This window comes from Pseudomonas sp. PA15(2017), from assembly GCF_001945395.1.
Taxonomy (GTDB): domain Bacteria; phylum Pseudomonadota; class Gammaproteobacteria; order Pseudomonadales; family Pseudomonadaceae; genus Aquipseudomonas.
In genome coordinates, this window is sequence record NZ_MSXV01000036.1 from 1 (window position 1) to 17,067 (window position 17,067).

A 17,067-nucleotide genomic window follows, 5' to 3' on the forward strand; every position below is an offset into this window, starting at 1 on the left:
CTGCTTTGCCCGCGACCTTCGCCCTGGATATAACCCATAAACGACAATGCCCCTATCAACCGATAGAGGCATTGTCTTCAACTCACCCTCGGACTGCTAGGTTTTCACACAGTCTGTCTTCAGGCGCCATTTTTCGTTCGGCTGCGTCGATCAATGAAACGGCAGCTTGACGTCCTTGAACAGCTCTTCAAGTTCGACCTTGTTGTGGCACTGCACGGCCTTGGCCAGCACGTCACGAGTCAGGTGTGGGGCGAACGTCTCGATGAAGTCGCACATGAAACCGCGCAGGAAGGTGCCACGGCGGAAGCCGATGCGCGTCACGCTGGACTCGAACAGCTCGCTGGCGTCGAGCACCACCAGATCCGGATCCAGCTTCGGATCGACCGCCATGCCCGCCACGATGCCGACACCCAGCCCGAGGCGCACATAGGTCTTGATCACGTCGGCATCGACGGCGGTGAACACTACCTTGGGCGTCAGCCCGCGGTGACTGAACGCTTCATCGAGCTTGGAGCGACCGGTGAAACCGAAGGTGTAGGTGACGATCTCGTGCTCGGCCAAGGCCTCGAGGGTCAGTTTCGGCAGTTTGCTCAGCGGATGGCCCTGGGGCACGATCACGCAGCGGTTCCAGCGGTAGCACGGCATCATCACCAGGTCGTTGTAGAGTTCCAGACCTTCGGTGGCGATGGCGAAGTCGACAGTGCCGTCGGCGGCCATTTCGGCGATCTGCGTCGGCGTGCCCTGATGCATGTGCAAAGCGACTTCCGGGTACTGCTTGATGAAGCTGCTGATCACCGGCGGCAAGGCATAACGTGCCTGGGTGTGCGTGGTGGCGATGGACAGCGTGCCCTTCTTCTCGTTGGAGAATTCCTGGGCGATCTGCTTGATGCTTTCGACCTTGCGCAGGATCTCGCCAGCGGTATTGATGATCCGCTCACCTGCCGGCGTGACGCGGGTCAGGTGCTTGCCGCTACGGGCGAAGACTTCGACGCCGAGCTCGTCCTCGAGCAGGCGGATCTGCTTGCTGATCCCCGGCTGCGAGGTATACAGGCTCTGCGCCGTGGCGGAAACGTTGAGGTCATGGTGCGCGACTTCCCAGATGTAGCGCAGTTGTTGAAGCTTCATATAAATCCCTCAAAGCGGATAGGCCGCCGCCTGATCGTCGATCAGCTATATAACCATATTAATGGTAAAGGCGGTATATATAGATTTTTTATCTGGGTCGATTCGCTTATTCGTGGCGTGATCGATGCTGCAGCATGGGCACCAGATAAACCGGCACATCGCACAACTGCAGCAGCCTGGCAGCGGTACGGCCCATTGGCACCTCGAGCGCAGCGCCATGGCTATGACTGCCTACGACCAGCAGATCCACGGCGAGTTTCTGGGCGTGCTCGAGAATGGAAATCGGCGGATCGCCACGCAGAACGCTGACCGAGCCGATCAGCTCCAGATCGTCCTGACTGTCACCGAGCTCGTCACGAAAGCCCTCGAGTACGCGCAATTCGATATTGCTCATCACGGTATCCAGGCCCGTGCTGCGTAGTTCCTTGAGACGGGCTTCATCGACGTAGGTCTGCAACACGGACTCGGCGAACAAGCCCATGGGCTCCACCACGTGCACCACGTGCAGGCGCGCCTTGAAGCTGCGCGTCAATGCCAGCGCGTGTTGCAGCACGTAGGGCGCATATAGACCAAGGTCGGTGGCGTAGAGAATCGAACGGATCATACGGCCTCCTCGACTGCCGGCACGGCGGGGCCTGGCTTGAGCTTAGCAGCGCCGCGCAAAAAGCTATCGCAAAAGGCCAGCAGCCTCGCGCTGCCATCGCTCAAGGCAGGTCTTCAGGCGCTCTGGCAAGCGCCTCGAGCAACGCATGACGTAGCTCGACAGCCGACAGCCTGGCGTGTAGCGCGCCAAGGAACTCGCCATCGCAGACCACGAAAAGCGCTGGTAACTGAAAGACTTCATAGCGCTGTACCAGGCCAGAATTCTCCCCGGCATCTATCCAGACCAGGCGCTGGACCGGCAACTCCATCTGCGCAAGCTGCTGGCGCGCGTAGCGACAGCTCGCGCAGCCCTGGCTGGTGAAGATCACCAGCGATGCGCCGGGAAGGTCGAGCAATCGCCGATCGGCATCAAAATCGGTCAATTCCAATTGCATGGCTATACTCGCCAGGGCAATATCATTCTGATGGCAACTGAGGTGGTCGGTCATGCGTCGCTTTCTTCGTCATAGCAGTAATCTGCCCGTGGAGTTGAGGCTGCGCCGCTACTCGCCGAGCGCCAGCCAGCGCCTCGACAACATCAGCCTGGGCGGCGCCGCCTGCCAGTCGAGCCAACCGCTGCTCCAGGGCACGCCGGTCACGCTGCACATCCCGCTGCTGGGTGAACAGGTAGCCTATCCCGGCAAGGTTGCCTGATGCACGAAGCAATCGGAGCATTATCTGCTTGGCGTGGCCTTCAGTGAACACGCACCAGAACTGCGTGCGCGCATGGTCGAAGACATCTGCAACCTGGAGCGCTATCGCCAGCATCGCGAACAGCAGGCGGGCCAGGTACTGCCCCTGGAACTGATCGCCGAGGAATGGCGCGAGCAGCGCTTGGCCATCTTTCCCCTGTCCGGGCTCTAATTACCATTGTCTCAGCGGGCGCTAACGCGCTAAGGTTCGGCTTCCCCGCTGTGCCCATACTGCTGTGCCCGCTGCACGGGGATCGCTGGCGGCCGGCTCCCGTGACCCGATGACCCACCCGATGAAAAGCACGACAGCTGAATTACCGATCAACGACCTGAACGTCGCCTCCAACGAAACCCTGATCACCCCGGAACAGATCAAGCTCGAGATCCCGCTGACCGAGCGCGCGCAGCGCACCGTATCGGCTGGCCGGCAGGTGGTACGCGACATTCTCGATGGCAAGGATCACCGCCTGTTCGTGGTGGTCGGCCCCTGCTCCATCCATGACATCAAAGCCGCTCACGAATACGCCGAGCGCCTGAAAGTGCTCGCCGAGGAAGTGTCCGACACACTGTATCTGGTCATGCGCGTGTACTTCGAGAAGCCGCGCACCACCGTCGGCTGGAAAGGCCTGATCAACGACCCGTACCTGGACGACTCCTTCAAGATCCAGGACGGCCTGCACATCGGCCGCAAGCTGCTGCTCGACCTCGCGGAAATGGGCCTGCCCACCGCCACCGAGGCGCTGGACCCGATCTCTCCGCAGTACCTGCAGGACCTGATTAGCTGGTCGGCGATCGGCGCGCGCACTACCGAGTCGCAAACCCACCGCGAAATGGCCTCGGGCCTTTCCTCGGCCGTCGGTTTCAAGAACGGCACCGATGGCGGCCTCACCGTGGCCATCAACGCCCTGCAATCGGTTTCCAGCCCGCACCGTTTTCTCGGTATCAACCAGCAAGGTGGCGTTTCCATCGTCACCACCAAGGGCAACGCCTATGGGCACGTGGTGCTGCGTGGTGGCAACGGCAAGCCGAACTACGATTCGGTCAGCGTGGCCATCTGCGAACAGGAACTGAAGAAGGCATCGATCAAGCCGAACATCATGGTCGACTGCAGCCACGCCAACTCCAACAAGGATCCGGCATTGCAACCGCTGGTGATGGACAACGTCGCCAACCAGATCCTCGAAGGCAACCAGTCGATCGTCGGCCTGATGGTCGAAAGCCATCTGGGCTGGGGCAGCCAGTCGATTCCCAAGGATCTCTCGCAGCTCAAGTACGGCGTCTCGATCACCGACGCCTGCATCGATTGGCAAAGCACCGAGAAAACCCTGCGCGGCATGCATGCCAAGCTCAAGGACGTGCTGCCCAAACGTCAGCGCGCTTAAAATCTTTCGGCCCAGGTTCGCCGATTTTGGCCGCTAGGTGGCGGGAGCGGCCGATTGTTCCCATAGGATGGACTGGTAACTATCTGTGGGAGCGGGCCATGCCCGCGAAAAATCACGGGCATGGACTGGGCGTCCCCGCCCGTCCGCACAGGTGAAGCAACGGTGTCCGCTTCTGCCTTGTAGTTGCCGCTGCAGGCGCGTGAAGATCGTGAACAGGTTTTAAGACCGCCACCATGAAAAACGCCGAGCAGATGCTTGGCGTTTTTTTGCACGGCGTTTGTCTCAGTCCTGGTCGGCAGCGCCTTCGGTCCGCGCCATGTAGCGCTCCACGTAGGAGCAGGACGCAATCACCGTGTAGCCCATTCGATCGGCGTAATCCAGCGCCGTCTGGGTCAGCGCTGCCGCAATGCCGCGACCGCGCAGGGAGTTGGGCACGAAGGTGCGATAGATATCCAGCGTCTGCTTGCCCAGATCCATGTAGGAAAGATAAGCGCGATCACCATCCACTGTGGTCTCGAACTGGTGACCGGCAAGGTCATGATGAATGGACAGTGGCTCGCTCATTACTACTCCTCTCGATTGGGCCAGGCACGACATCCCCGGCAGGGCCTGCGTACATCCGGTAACAATAGGCTATAAAGCCACTGTAGAACGTAAAGGGCAAGGCAAAATCCGCTAGCCGAGCAATTGACATCATTTGGCAATTCTCAAGTGCGAAAATCACGGCGTCCAACCCGGTACACGCTTACTACCTGTACAACTATTCGGTTCTAGCACGTTAATTTCAGAGAAAAAATTCGGAACCCTTGCCTGCTGTCCGTTTACTTACTAAAAGTTACAGGTAGTATGTACGCCGGCCATTTTCCGGGTTTGGGAAAGGGCTTCAATAAGCAAAAAACTGACCCCAAGGGGAACACGATGAACAACGCTCTGAAATTCTCTGCTCTGGCTCTGGCCGCAGTTCTGGCTACCGGTTGCAGCAGCGTTACCAAAGAAACCGAAGCTCGCCTGACTGCAACCGAAGACGCAGCAGCTCGTTCTCAAGCTCGTGCCGACGAAGCCTACCGCAAGGCTGACGAAGCACTGGCTGCCGCTCAGAAGGCTCAGCAGACCGCTGACGAAGCCAACGAGCGCGCTCTGCGCATGCTGGAAAAAGCCAGCCGCAAGTAATCGCCCTTCGGGCCATGAAAAGCCGGCTCTCGAGCCGGCTTTTTTACGTCTGCCTGAAAGCTGCCAGGGCGCTCACGAGAGCACCCTGGCGTTCATCAGCGAGCGGACGACTGCATCACCCTGTCGCGCGGCGAGGCGATCTCCACCGGCAGACCGTCATGGGCCGCCACCACCTCACGCACCACGTCCCAGTCCAGGGTGTCAGCGCTGAGATCGTGACGGCGGATCAGCGCATTGACCACTTCGGTGTGATGATCGACAGCCGGAGCGTCTTCGTCACCCAGCGGCGTATGCGCCTCCAGGTACACGTTGCCGCCGCTCACACCGAACTTGTACGGCTCGTTGATGATGCGCACCGGCGTGCCGACCGGCACCATGTCGGCCAGTTCGAGCACGTTGTTGTTGAGCATGCGGAAGCACCCGTGGCTCACGCGCATGCCGATGCCGAACTTCTTGTTCGAGCCATGGATCAGGTAGCCCGGCACCGACAGCGTCATCTTGTAGGGCCCCAGCGGGTTGTCCGGGCCTGGTGGCACGTAGCTGGGCAGCGGGTCGCCGTCGGCCGCATGCTCGTCACGGATCGACTGCGGTGGGTACCAGCCCGGGTTCGGCGTCTTGGCGGTGATGCGCGCCTGGGTCACCGGCGAACTCCAGCCTTCACGACCGATTCCCAGCGGGTAGGTATGGACGACGTTCTGGCCTTTCGGGAAGTAGTACAGGCGGTACTCGGCGAGGTTGATCACGATGCCTTCACGCGGCCCGGATGGCAGGATGAAACGCGTCGGCAGCACGATATCGGCGCCCTCGCCCGGCAACCAGGCATCCACCCCCGGGTTGGCGGCGACCATTTCCAGATAGCCCAGATCGTTCGCCGTGCCGATATCGGCGAAGGTGTCCTCGTAGCGCGCCTTGATGACCTGAACCTCGCCGACGATGTCCTCGCCGGGCGGCGGCAACGGCAACTCCAGTGCGGCAGCGGAGCCTGCCAGACAGACAGCACCCAACGACAGACAGCGGGCAAGAGCTGAAACGCGCGGCGACATGCAGAAAACCTTCGAGGTGGAGATGATGATGGGGTTGATTGTATACCGTGGCGCCCCTCAGCGCCCCGGCCACGCGGGCCGATCACCACGGCGCTGAGCCTCGAGCGTCGCAAGGCAGGCGCGACACAGGCGACGGTCCTGCAACATGGGTCGCTCCAGGTCGCGCCACAGCGGCTGTGCGGGCAACAGACCACCGCACAGGGTACGATCGGCATAGCCGCCGAGCTCCAACTGACGAGCGACCAGATGCACCTTCACCTCACGGCAGGCGAACAGATCCAGCTGCTCGTCCGGCTCGATCAGTTGATAGGCATACAAGGACCAGACGGGTCGCAACATTGGGGGCTCCAGAGCGGGGGCGCCACATTAGCCGAAACACCGTCAGCGGAAAAGCCCGTTACAGCAATGGTTTGAGGGTCGGCCAGACATTCTCCAGCAGCATCGGCTGGGCCGCCACGGCGGGATGCACGCCGTCATCCTGCATCAGATTGGTAACGCCACCCACGCCCTCGAGAAGAAAGGGCACCAGCGGCACATTCTTCTCCGCGGCCACGTCATCGAACACCTTGGCGAAAGCCGTGGTGTAGCGCTCGCCGTAATTGGGCGGGATGCGCATGCCCAATAGCAGCACCTTGGCACCAGCGCCTCGTGAGGCATCGATCATCGATGCAAGATTCTGTTGCAATTGGCCCGGCGGCAAACCGCGCAGGCCGTCGTTGCCACCGAGCTCGACGATCACCAGTTGCGGCTGGTGCTCGGCGAGCAGCGCCGGCAGCCGCGCCGCCCCGCTGGCACTGGTGTCGCCGCTGATCGAAGCGTTCACCACCTGGTGCTCGAAACCCTCGTTGCGCATACGCTCGTCGAGCAGGCGAACCCAGCCTTGCTGGGTATCCATGCCAAAAGCGGCGCTGATACTATCGCCGACGACCAGCACGGTCCCCGCCTGCGCCACCTGCCCCATCAGCAGCAGGCCCAGAATGGCCCCCATCACTATCGCACGCATCGGATTCCTCATGAGCTCAAGCATTCTGTCTGCGCGGAACCTTAACAAAGTGGTCTCCAGCGCGGAAGGCGAGTTGACCATCCTCCATGACCTGTCCCTTGAGCTGGAAAAAGGCGGCAGCCTGGCCATCGTCGGCAGCTCGGGCTCCGGCAAATCCACCCTGCTCGGCCTGCTGGCCGGCCTCGACCTGCCGAGCACCGGGCGCATCGTGCTGGCGGGCAACGACCTGGGCAGCCTGGATGAAGATGCCCGCGCCCGGGTGCGCGCCGAGCACGTCGGGTTCGTGTTCCAGTCGTTTCAGCTGCTCGACAGCCTCAATGCCCTGGAAAACGTCATGCTGCCCCTGGAGCTCGAAGGCCGCAGCGATGCCCGCCAGCGCGCCACCGAGCTGCTCGAGCGGGTCGGCCTGGACGCACGCCTGACCCACACCCCACGCCAGCTCTCCGGCGGCGAACAGCAGCGCGTCGCCATCGCACGGGCGTTTGCGGCCGAGCCCGACGTGCTGTTCGCCGATGAGCCGACCGGCAACCTGGACACCCACACCGGCGAGCGCATCAGCGACCTGTTGTTCGAGCTCAATCAGGAGCGCGGCGCCACCCTGGTGCTGGTCACCCATGACGAGCGCCTTGCCGCGCGCTGCCAACGCATAATCCGCCTGGAGGCCGGCCACCTGGTGGCAGCGGTGAGCGCCTGATGCGCGCCCTGTCCTTCTCGGCCCTGCTGTCATTGGCAGGCCGCCAGCTGCTGCGCGATGCGCGCTCGGGTGAGCTGCGCGTGCTGTTCTTCGCCCTGCTGATCGCCGTGGCCTCCAGCACTGCCATCGGCTATTTCGGTGCCCGGCTGAACGAAGGCATGAGTTTGCGTGCCACCGAGTTTCTCGGTGCCGATCTGATTCTCCGCGGCAGCGCCCCGGCCGAACCCGAACAGATCGAGGCAGGTACGCAACGCGGGCTGGAGCATGCCCAGGTCGTCGAGTTCTCCAGCGTGATTGCCAGCGACGCTGGCATCCAGCTGGCCAGCGTCAAGGCGGCCGGCCCAGGCTACCCGTTGCGCGGCCAGCTCAAGAGCGCTGCTGCACCCTACGCCGAAGAAATCGTCAGCCCCGGGCCTGGGCCCGGCGAGGTGTGGGCAGAGTCGCGCCTGCTGGTTGCCCTGGATTTGAAAACCGGCGACGAAATCGAAGTCGGCGCCAAGCAACTGCGCCTCACCCGGGTGCTGACCTACCTGCCGGATGAGGCCGGCGACTTCTACAGCCTGACGCCCCATGTGCTGATGCACCTCGACGACCTGCCGGCCACCCGCGTGGTACAGCCGGGCAGCCGGGTACGCTACATCGAGCAATGGAACGGCCCGAGCGATGCCCTGGCCAGCTATCGGCAGGCCATGGAGCCCGGCCTGGCGGCCCACCAGCGCTTCGATGACGCCCGTGATGGCAGTCGCCGCGTCGGCGGCGCGCTGGATCGGGCCGAGCGCTACCTCAATCTCGCCAGCCTCGCCGCCGTGCTGTTGGCCGGCGTGGCCGTAGCACTCTCGGCCGCGCGCTTTGCCAGCCGCCGTTTCGACGCCAGCGCGCTGTTGCGCTGCCTGGGCCTGTCACGCCGGCAGGCGCTGGGCTTGTTCGGCCTGCAACTGGCGATGCTCGGTTTGCTCGCCAGCCTCGCCGGCACACTGCTCGGCTGGCTTGCCCAGCAGACCCTGTTCCACCTGCTGCAGGGCCTGCTGCCCACACAGATACCCCCGGGCGGTATCTGGCCCGCGCTGGCCGGCATCGCCACCGGGTTAGTGGCCCTGGCCGGCTTCGCTTTGCCGCCACTGGCGGCATTGGGCCGCGTACCACCGCTACGCGTGCTGCGCCGTGACATGCTGCCGGTACCGGCCAGCTCCTGGCTGGTCTACGGTACGGCCCTGCTCGCCCTGGGGCTGATCATGTGGCGCCTGAGCCTGGACCTGCCGCTGACCCTGGCGTTGCTCGGCGGCGGGCTGGTCACCGCCCTGTTGCTGGGCGGCCTGTTGTTGCTAGGCCTGCAAAGCCTGCGTCGTCTGTTGGCACGAGCCGCATTGCCGTGGCGGCTGGGCCTGGGTCAGCTATTGCGCCGGCCACTCGCCGCGGCGGGGCAATCCCTGGCGTTCGGCCTGATTCTCCTGGCCATGGCGCTGATCGCTCTGCTGCGCGGCGAGTTGCTGGACAACTGGCAAGAGCAGCTGCCGGCCGACGCACCCAATCATTTCGCCCTCAACATCCTGCCCGCCGAGCACGACGCTTTCGCCGAGCGGCTGGCACAGCTTTCCCCGCACCCTGCGCCGCTGTACCCCGTGGTGCCGGGCCGCCTGACCCAGGTCAACGGCGAGCCGGTTCGCCAGTACGTCACCGAGGACTCACGGGGCGAGCGCGCAGTGCGCCGCGACCTGAGCCTGACCTGGAGCGCCGACCTGCCCGACGGCAACACCCTCACCGCCGGCCAGTGGTGGAAAGCGGGCGAACAACGGGAACTGCCCGGCGTATCCATCGAGGACGAACTCGCGCAGAGCCTGCACATCAAACTCGGCGACCGCCTGACCTTCAGTGTCGGCGGCGTGGATCGCGATGCCGTGGTGACCAACCTGCGCGAAGTGGACTGGAACAACTTCCAGCCCAACTTCTTCATGATCTTCGAGCCGGGCACCCTCAAGGATTTGCCGGTGACCTACCTGACCAGCTTCTACCTGCCGCCGCAGCACGAGCAGCAGCTGGTGGAGCTGTCCCGCGCCTTCCCTTCGGTATCGCTGCTGCAGGTCGAGGCGCTGCTCAACCAGCTGCGCAGCATCCTGGCCCAGGTCACCATCGCCATCGAGTTCGTGCTGTTGTTCGTGCTGGCTGCGGGCCTCGCAGTGTTGTTCGCCGGGTTGCAGTCGACGCTGGACGAACGCATCCACCAGGGCGCGCTGCTGCGTGCCCTGGGCGCCGAGCGCAAGTTGCTGGTACAGGCTCGGCGTGCCGAGTTCGGCCTGCTCGGCGCCGCCAGCGGCTTGCTGGCGGCCCTGGGCTGCGAGCTGGTCAGTTTCCTGATCTACCGTTATGCCTTCCAGATGACCTGGCAACCCCATCCGTGGCTGCTGGTGCTGCCGCTGATCGGCGCGCTGCTGGTCGGCATCGCCGGCGTGCTCGGCACGCGGCGCGCGCTCAACGCCAGCCCGCTCACCGTTCTGCGCGAGGGTTGATAGACTGCGCATCCGCCCCAGACCGAGCCCAGCATGAGCCGATACCGCCCTCCCCGCGCTGCGGGAACGCCCCTGATCACCCCGCAAGGCGAGGCGCGCCTGCGCGCCGAACTGCATGAGCTCTGGCACGTGCGCAGGCCCGAGGTGACCCGCTCGGTCAGCGAGGCGGCAGCCCAGGGCGACCGCTCGGAGAACGCGGAGTACACGTACGGCAAGAAAATGCTGCGCGAGATCGACAGCCGCGTGCGCTTTCTGACCAAGCGCCTGGAGAAGCTGAAAGTCGTCGATACCCGCCCGAGCGATCCGGACAAGGTCTATTTCGGCGCCTGGGTCAGCGTCGAAGACGAAGATGGCGTCGAGGCGCGCTACCGCATCGTCGGCCCCGATGAACTCGACCTCAAGCTGAACCTGATCAGCATCGACTCGCCCCTGGCCCGCGCCCTCGTCGGCAAGGGCCTGGACGCCGAAGTGCGGGTGCAGACGCCGACCGGCGACAAGTACTGGTACATCGTCGCCGTCGATTACCCTTAAGCCAGGCTCAGCGCAGGATGATCAACCCCTGCCGGGCGATACGCGTCAACTGGCCAAGTGCCTCGGCGCTCGGCCGTTGCAGCACGGCGAAGTCGAAACTGTCAGCGGCGAAACGCTGCAGCGACTCGCCCGGCTCGGCGAACTGCACGAGAAAGGCACGCTGACCTTCGCGGCGCGCCGGCCAGCCGTCCAGGTAACGCAGCAGCGTTGGTTGATGAACGCCACCCAGCAAAATACGCGGGTTGCGGCGAACCAGTCGGGTGGTGATGGGGACGATACGAATTTGTGCAGCCTGGGAGCAGGTCATGGGTGTTTGTCTCCGCCTCGAAAATCCCGCTGGGCAGCGGTGAGAGGCACACCGAACCAGCGCTTTAGCGGAATTTCAGGATTCGATGAAGAACCCCTTAGGCGCCCCGCAAGTAGCTGTCTAAATCGGCGCAAGTGGCAATCCTAGAGAGTTGCCGATCAGCCTGTCAACAAGCAGAAAAGCCCGCATCGGCGGGCTTTTCTGGCAATCCGGCGCTTAGCCGGCGATGCGCTTGTCCAGCGACAGCCGCCCGGCCCCTTCGATCAGCAGGGCCAGCGTGGCGGCCAGCAGGGCCAGAGCGAACTCATAGCCGTTGTCGGCCATGAAGAAACCATTGCCGATGTGCACCGAGAAGATCGCCACCAGCATGGTGATCGCCAGGACCGCCGATGCCGGTCGCACCAGCAGGCCGATGACCAGCGCCAGACCGCCGAAGAACTCGGCGCTGCCGGCCATCAGCGCCATCAGGTAGCCCGGCGCCAGGCCGATGCTTTCCATCCACTGGGCGACACCCGCCAGGCCGTAGCCGCCAAACCAGCCGAACAGCTTTTGCGAGCCATGGGCCATGAAGGTGATGCCGACCAACACGCGCAGGATGGTCAGGCCGAAACCGGCGCGGGTGCTTGCCAGGGATTTGATGAATGCGTTCATGGGGCGAATCCTTTGCTGTGTGAGTGAGATGGCGCCATATTAATTTAAATATCGAATACGAATACCGAATAAAACCGCTAACCATGATCGACTTAGTCGATCACTTGCGCATACTCACTTTTTGCCCAGGTTCCAGGGAATAGCGCTCACGCGCGTACGCCAGATAGTACTTGTTCACCGCATTGACGTAGCTGACCACGCCCATCCCCAGCTCTTCCATGGCCACCCGCTCGACCTGGAAGAACCACTGGTCAGGGTTGAGGCCGCGTCGCCGTGCCTCAGCCCGCAGGCTTTGCACCCGCTGCGGCCCGAGGTTGTAACCGGCAAGCACGAATGCCATGCGCTCGCGCTCGTTGAGCCGCGGGCTGTTGAAGAAGCCGCGACGAATCTTGGCGAGATACTTGGCGCTGGCCTGCACGTTGTTGTCGACCCGCGAGATGTCGCTGACGCCGACGCTGCGCGCCGCCGCCGGGGTAATCTGCATCAAGCCGGTCGCGCCACTGCTGCCCCGCGCCGCCGGGTTGAGCGTCGACTCCTTGAATGCCAGCGCGGCCAGCGCCAGCCAGTCGAAATCGTGTTGCTCGGCGTAACGCTGCAGCACCGGGCGCACGCGCTCCAGGCGCTGGCGCTCGGTACGGCCCATGGGCGAGTGCACTTTATAGAGCCGACGGTAGACGCGCTGGAAGGCGGCATCCTGATCGTCGGGCACCCGATAGCCCTCCAGAAAGCGGTCGACGCTGGCGCTGAGCATCGGTGCGTCGCGGCGCATGTACCAGCGCATGTCGCCGCTGTCGTCGAGCACCAGATGGCGGTCGACGCGCAACCTGGGCATCACCTTGGCCCAGCGCTCGGCGATGTGCAGCTCCACGGCGGTGAAATCGAAGATGCCGGCCTGGACCATTTCCAGCACGTCCTCGACGGCCAGGGTCGGGTCCACCCACTCGACGACGATGGGCGCCAGTTTGCGACCCTCGAGCCGGCGGTTGATGTCGTGCAGCGCTTCCTTGGCCACGCTGCCGGCCGGCAGCGAAAGGCTGCGCCCGGCCAATTGCTCGAGCCGCTGATAACGCCGATTACCCTGCCGCGCGACGATCACCACCGGCACGTCACGGCGTATCGCTTCGCTGGCCAGCACGTTGCCGCCTTTGCTGTCGAGCAACTCACCGGGCGCTACCAGATCACCCTCGCCGCGCTGCAGGGCAGCGAGCAACTGGTCCTTGGCCCTGGGGATCAGTTTCAGACGCAGATTGCGGCCATCGCGGGCGTTGCGATTGAGGTACTGCTCCAGGGCGCGCAGACGCTGATACTCGACGCCGATGCTCTGCCCCTTCACCTCACCCGAACTGTTACGACTCTGGTTGACCAGCACGCGCAGCTCGCCGCTCTTGCGAATGCCCGGCAGGTCGCGCGGCGCGGCCGTGCCAGTGACCTCGACCGGACCGGCGATACGGGCCATTGCCGGCAGGGGCAGCCACAGCAGCAGACAGATGATGACGAGGACGCGCAATATCGATGCTCCGATAGCGGAAACCGGCTGATGGCCAGCGGTGGTGATCCAAGGGCGGATCGCGGGGTGCGGCAAGCTCGCCATACCGACAGCGTCAGCTCTTTATTTACGTTACGAATCGACCACAAGTTTTTGTAATCGTTAGCTTTTTATTGGTAACAAAAAGCTCTGCTATGCTGCGCCCTCCCGTTTCACAGGGTCACACCATGCAACTCATCGACATCGGCGTCAATCTGACCCACGCAAGCTTCGACGATCAGCACGCGGCAGTGCTCGAACGCGCCTTCGCCGCCGGCGTCTGCCAATTGATGCTGACCGGCACCAGCCTGCCGGAAAGCGACCATGCACTGAGCCTGTGTCGGAAGCTGGACGAGCGCGGCGAGCGACTGTTCAGCACCGCCGGCGTTCATCCCCACGATGCCAAGCACTGGAGCAGCGACGACAGCAAGCGCCTGCGCGCCCTGCTCGCCGAACCGCAGGTCAGGGCGGTGGGCGAATGCGGCCTGGACTTCAACCGCGACTTCTCGCCGCGTGCGCAACAGGAAAAGGCCCTGGAGGAGCAACTGAGCCTGGCCGCCGACTTGCAGATGCCGGTGTTTCTCCATGAACGCGACGCGCACCCGCGTTTCGTGCAGATCCTGCGCGATTACCGTGATCGCCTGCCGGCCGCCGTGGTGCACTGCTTCACCGGCGAACAGCGGGCCCTGTTCGATTACCTGGACCTGGACCTGCATATCGGCATCACCGGCTGGATTTGCGATGAGCGCCGCGGCGCGCACCTGCATCCCCTGGTGAAGGAGATTCCCGCCGGCCGTCTCATGCTGGAAAGCGACGCGCCCTACCTGTTGCCGCGCAGCCTGCGCCCCAAGCCCAAGGGCGGCCGCAACGAACCGGCATTTCTGCCCGAGGTGCTGCGTGAAGTGGCCCTGCACCGCCAGGAGTCGCCTGAATCCGTAGCCCGGCACACGACGGCCTGCGCCAGGGCCTTCTTCGCCCTGCCAAGCATCGTCGAACAGGCCGATGATCATAGCGATGATCGCGAGCCCTCAAGCCAGTCGTATCGCCGCCGTTAACCTCCATGCAACCGCGCTGCTTCTGAGCCGTGGCAGCCGATTCATCGGCTGCCTTTGACTCATATCAAGGGATGATCATTTTGCCCATGAAAGAATAATGGCGCCTTGCCAGCACTTCATTCATGTCGAGAGCAAAACAACATGCCCGTCTGGATTCGCGATATTTCCCTGAAACACAAGTTTTGGGCGGTGAATGCCGTCGCCTTCGTCACCACCCTGCTGCTCGTGCTGTTTGCCATGCTTCAGGAACAGGACACCTTTGCCCAGGCGGCCCGCGCCGAGGTCCAGAAGCACGCGCAGCTGGTCGCTGCCTGGCCAGCCGCCCAGGCGCTGCCCGCCAGCGCCAGCCTGATCGTTTTCAAGGCCGGGGAAACGCCCAGGCTGCCTGGTGATGCCCATGACGCAGCACTGAGTACCGGGCGCGGCTGGGTCGCGCTCGAACACGACGGCCTGTTCGGCAGCGATCCGCTGCTTGGCGCGCAGATCGTCGAGCGTGCTGCCGACCAGCGCGTCGCCATACTTGCCGTTGGCCGCAGCCTCGCCCAGGTGTTTGCCGAGCGTGCCGGCAGCTACGCCCTGGCCGTCGCCGTGCTGATGTTGGCGTTGCTCGCCGCCTCGCAGTTGCTGATCCGCTTTCTGCTCACCCATCTCAACACCCTCAAGGACGTCATGCTGCACGTCGAGAAGAGCGGCGACCTGTCAGCGCGCGCCCCCCTGCTGAGCCGTGATGAGGTCGGCCAGATGGCCGGCGCCTTCAATGCCATGCAGGACGGCTACCAGCGGGTGGTCGGCGCGGTCATCCAGGCCGCCTCACGGCTCGACGAGGGCACCGGGCGCCTGGCGCAAGGCATGAACGACGTGCGCCAGGGCATGCTCGGCCAGCAGAGCGAAACCGACCAGGCCGCCACTGCCATCAACGAGATGTCGACCACCGTACACCATATCGCCGAGCACGCGGCCACCACCCGCGACCAGTCGCAGAACGCCGACCAGCTCGCCGGCGCCGGGCAGACCGTGGTCACCCGTGTGGTCGATTCGATTACCGGCCTCTCCAGCGGCGTGCAGCAGACGGCCACCATGATCGAGCAGGTGGCCGCCGACAGCCAGAAGATCAGCAGCGTGGTCAACGTGATCCATGGCATCGCCGAACAGACCAATCTGCTGGCCCTCAACGCGGCCATCGAGGCGGCGCGGGCAGGCGAAATGGGCCGTGGTTTCGCGGTGGTGGCCGATGAGGTGCGCAACTTGGCCAAGCGCGTACAGGACTCGACCGACGAGATCACCAGCATGATCGGCACGCTGCAGGCCGGCACCCGTGATGCCGTGGAATTCATGCAGGAAAGTTCACTCAAGGCCGACGACTGCGTGCGTGCTGCCCATGAGGCCGGCGATGCGCTCGCTGCTATCACTGGCGCGGTGGCACAGATGCGCGAGAGCAACACGCAAATCGCCGTCGCAGCGGAACAGCAGAGCCTGGTGGCGGAAGAGATGACTCGCTCGGTGATCGGCATCCGCGACGTTACCGAGCAGACCGTTCAGCAGACCCTGGAGTCCGCCACCACCAGCAGCCAGCTGGCCGATCTGGCGGGTGAGCTGTCACGCGCCATACGCCAGCTCAAACCCTGACGGCTGGCCCATTGCGGCAGATAGTAGAAAGCCTATCTGCCGTATAGGACGGATCAATTCGCGGCCCCGCGCCGCGGGCCATAGACTGGTCCCATCTGATGCAGGAGACCGTCCATGAGCACGCATACCGCTACCCTCGCCCGTCAAACCGAATCGCTGGATACGCCGATGCTGGCCATCGCCCTGCCGCTGTTGCTGGTGTCACTGGTGCTGGCGGGCAGCGGCACAGGTGCGCTTTCGCTGGTGCTGTCCGGCCTGGGCGCCATGGCCGCCTACGGTCTGGCACGCCAGGCGCTGCTGGGTGGCGCTCAGTCGAAGACGGTTACCGTCTGACGGCTGATGGCCAGCAGCTCGCCCTCTGCACTCCACAGCCCCGCCGCCACATGCCCGTAGCCTTCGCGGGCATGCTCGATTTCGGCGCGATACAGGCACCACCCGTCAGAGGTGAGATGGCGCAGTGGCTGAATGAATTCGATGGTCCAGGTCAGTGAGCTGCCGGGCGCCGGCTTGTCGAGCAGCGACAACACCGCCGGCGGCCACGCATCGACCAGCCCGAGCAGGTGCGCCTCGTCGAGTGGTTCGATGCGCTGCTGCTCGCGAAACCGCACCCAACCGCCCATTTCCCGGGACTGACTGCCACTGAACGGCAGGCCGCCCAACCCCCAGCGCAGCGCCAGGTGGCGAGTGAACTCCGGCGTGACCTGCGGAATGTAAGGCAACTCCTGGCTTTGCTCAGGCGCCTTGATCACTGGCGCCGATAGTGCCTGCACGCTGATCGAAGAGCGGCGCGGCGTGCCGAAGCTGCCCTGTATCAACGCCACTACCTGGCCGTTCTGCACGGCACGCCCCAGCACCTGGCTGACCGATGAGCCGGCGCGCAGCACGTCGGCCTCGAAACAGGTGGCCACGCCAGGAGGGACCGGGGCGACGAAGCTGATTGCCAGGGATCGTGGTGGGCGATCGGCGGGCACCTTGCTGCGCATCACGGCATAGACCAGCGCCGCCACGACGCCGCCAAACGTGGCACGGCCCTGGCCCCAGTCGGCGGGAATCGACAGCGCCTCGGGTGTGCGCTGCACCTGCTCAAGTAGCTCGAAGAAATTCATAGTCACCTCTC

At 64.0% G+C, this 17,067-nt stretch carries 21 protein-coding genes; 10 read left to right on the top strand and 11 right to left on the bottom strand.

Annotated elements, in window-relative coordinates; genetic code table 11:
* Positions 1-150: 150 nt before the first annotated feature.
* The 3 genes from cysB to BVH03_RS11515 form a co-directional block, all read right to left on the bottom strand.
* Positions 151-1,125, bottom strand: coding sequence for an HTH-type transcriptional regulator CysB (cysB, locus tag BVH03_RS11505; protein WP_075961287.1), 975 nt, complete (start codon positions 1,123-1,125; stop codon positions 151-153).
* Positions 1,126-1,231: 106 nt separating this feature from the next.
* Positions 1,232-1,729, bottom strand: coding sequence for a universal stress protein (locus tag BVH03_RS11510; RefSeq protein ID WP_075961288.1), 498 nt, complete (start codon positions 1,727-1,729; stop codon positions 1,232-1,234).
* Between the two features lie 100 nt (positions 1,730-1,829).
* Entirely contained in the window at positions 1,830-2,216 is a 387-nt protein-coding gene (locus BVH03_RS11515) for a co-chaperone YbbN (RefSeq protein WP_075961289.1), read from the bottom strand.
* On the opposite strand from BVH03_RS11515, the gene BVH03_RS26850 reads away from it, so the two are divergent.
* The 3 genes from BVH03_RS26850 (at position 2,215) to BVH03_RS11525 (ending at position 3,841) form a co-directional block, all read left to right on the top strand.
* Positions 2,215-2,421, top strand: a complete 207-nt coding sequence (locus BVH03_RS26850) for a PilZ domain-containing protein (RefSeq protein ID WP_256574687.1) — start codon at positions 2,215-2,217, stop codon at positions 2,419-2,421. The two genes, BVH03_RS11515 and BVH03_RS26850, sit on opposite strands and share 2 nt — an antisense overlap.
* A gap of 33 nt (positions 2,422-2,454) precedes the next feature.
* Positions 2,455-2,631, top strand: coding sequence for a hypothetical protein (locus tag BVH03_RS26855; protein WP_256574688.1), 177 nt, complete (start codon positions 2,455-2,457; stop codon positions 2,629-2,631).
* 121 nt (positions 2,632-2,752) lie between these two features.
* Positions 2,753-3,841 (top strand): 3-deoxy-7-phosphoheptulonate synthase, encoded by a 1,089-nt coding sequence (locus BVH03_RS11525; RefSeq protein ID WP_075961290.1) that lies wholly within the window; start codon positions 2,753-2,755, stop codon positions 3,839-3,841.
* Between the two features lie 282 nt (positions 3,842-4,123).
* Here BVH03_RS11525 and BVH03_RS11530 read toward each other — a convergent pair whose 3' ends face one another.
* On the bottom strand, positions 4,124-4,405 hold the full coding sequence (locus tag BVH03_RS11530; protein ID WP_075961291.1) for a GNAT family N-acetyltransferase: 282 nt from the start codon (positions 4,403-4,405) through the stop codon (positions 4,124-4,126).
* 354 nt (positions 4,406-4,759) lie between these two features.
* Here BVH03_RS11530 and BVH03_RS11535 point away from each other — a divergent pair, with 354 nt between their 5' ends.
* Positions 4,760-5,011, top strand: a complete 252-nt coding sequence (locus BVH03_RS11535) for an Lpp/OprI family alanine-zipper lipoprotein (RefSeq protein WP_075961292.1) — start codon at positions 4,760-4,762, stop codon at positions 5,009-5,011.
* A 95-nt stretch (positions 5,012-5,106) separates the two neighbouring features.
* Here the strand turns inward: BVH03_RS11535 and BVH03_RS11540 are convergent, their stop codons facing one another.
* The 3 genes from BVH03_RS11540 to BVH03_RS11550 are packed head-to-tail and all read right to left on the bottom strand — an operon-like array spanning position 5,107 to position 7,057.
* Positions 5,107-6,054, bottom strand: coding sequence for a L,D-transpeptidase family protein (locus BVH03_RS11540; RefSeq protein ID WP_075961293.1), 948 nt, complete (start codon positions 6,052-6,054; stop codon positions 5,107-5,109).
* 57 nt (positions 6,055-6,111) lie between these two features.
* Complete coding sequence (locus BVH03_RS11545; RefSeq protein WP_013791648.1) at positions 6,112-6,393, bottom strand: hypothetical protein; 282 nt, start codon at positions 6,391-6,393, stop codon at positions 6,112-6,114.
* Positions 6,394-6,451: 58 nt separating this feature from the next.
* A complete protein-coding gene (locus BVH03_RS11550) occupies positions 6,452-7,057 on the bottom strand; it encodes an arylesterase (protein WP_075961294.1) in 606 nt (201 codons plus the stop codon).
* A 10-nt stretch (positions 7,058-7,067) separates the two neighbouring features.
* Here BVH03_RS11550 and BVH03_RS11555 point away from each other — a divergent pair, with 10 nt between their 5' ends.
* From BVH03_RS11555 to greB, 3 genes are read left to right on the top strand one after another with little or no spacing between them, the layout of a single operon-like run.
* Complete coding sequence (locus tag BVH03_RS11555) at positions 7,068-7,751, top strand: ABC transporter ATP-binding protein (protein ID WP_075961295.1); 684 nt, start codon at positions 7,068-7,070, stop codon at positions 7,749-7,751.
* A complete protein-coding gene (locus BVH03_RS11560; RefSeq protein WP_075961296.1) occupies positions 7,751-10,255 on the top strand; it encodes an ABC transporter permease in 2,505 nt (834 codons plus the stop codon). The genes BVH03_RS11555 and BVH03_RS11560 overlap by 1 nt, the downstream gene beginning before the upstream one ends.
* A 33-nt stretch (positions 10,256-10,288) precedes the next feature.
* Positions 10,289-10,786, top strand: a complete 498-nt coding sequence (greB, locus tag BVH03_RS11565) for a transcription elongation factor GreB (protein WP_075961297.1) — start codon at positions 10,289-10,291, stop codon at positions 10,784-10,786.
* Positions 10,787-10,793: 7 nt separating this feature from the next.
* Here greB and BVH03_RS11570 read toward each other — a convergent pair whose 3' ends face one another.
* The 3 genes from BVH03_RS11570 to BVH03_RS11580 form a co-directional block, all read right to left on the bottom strand.
* Complete coding sequence (locus BVH03_RS11570) at positions 10,794-11,093, bottom strand: hypothetical protein (protein WP_075961298.1); 300 nt, start codon at positions 11,091-11,093, stop codon at positions 10,794-10,796.
* A gap of 216 nt (positions 11,094-11,309) precedes the next feature.
* Complete coding sequence (locus BVH03_RS11575; protein WP_075961299.1) at positions 11,310-11,744, bottom strand: DoxX family protein; 435 nt, start codon at positions 11,742-11,744, stop codon at positions 11,310-11,312.
* A 100-nt stretch (positions 11,745-11,844) separates the two neighbouring features.
* A complete protein-coding gene (locus BVH03_RS11580; RefSeq protein ID WP_075961320.1) occupies positions 11,845-13,254 on the bottom strand; it encodes a transglycosylase SLT domain-containing protein in 1,410 nt (469 codons plus the stop codon).
* 203 nt (positions 13,255-13,457) lie between these two features.
* Here BVH03_RS11580 and BVH03_RS11585 point away from each other — a divergent pair, with 203 nt between their 5' ends.
* The 3 genes from BVH03_RS11585 (at position 13,458) to BVH03_RS11595 (ending at position 16,283) form a co-directional block, all read left to right on the top strand.
* A complete protein-coding gene (locus BVH03_RS11585; RefSeq protein WP_075961321.1) occupies positions 13,458-14,324 on the top strand; it encodes a TatD family hydrolase in 867 nt (288 codons plus the stop codon).
* A 141-nt stretch (positions 14,325-14,465) separates the two neighbouring features.
* Positions 14,466-15,950 (top strand): methyl-accepting chemotaxis protein, encoded by a 1,485-nt coding sequence (locus BVH03_RS11590; protein ID WP_075961300.1) that lies wholly within the window; start codon positions 14,466-14,468, stop codon positions 15,948-15,950.
* 114 nt (positions 15,951-16,064) lie between these two features.
* Positions 16,065-16,283 carry a hypothetical protein gene (locus tag BVH03_RS11595; RefSeq protein WP_075961301.1) on the top strand — a complete coding sequence of 73 codons (219 nt, stop codon included), beginning with the start codon at positions 16,065-16,067 and terminating at the stop codon, positions 16,281-16,283.
* Here BVH03_RS11595 and BVH03_RS11600 read toward each other — a convergent pair.
* Entirely contained in the window at positions 16,259-17,056 is a 798-nt protein-coding gene (locus BVH03_RS11600; RefSeq protein WP_075961302.1) for an acyl-CoA thioesterase II, read from the bottom strand. The genes BVH03_RS11595 and BVH03_RS11600 overlap by 25 nt on opposite strands.
* Positions 17,057-17,067 lie beyond the last annotated feature (11 nt).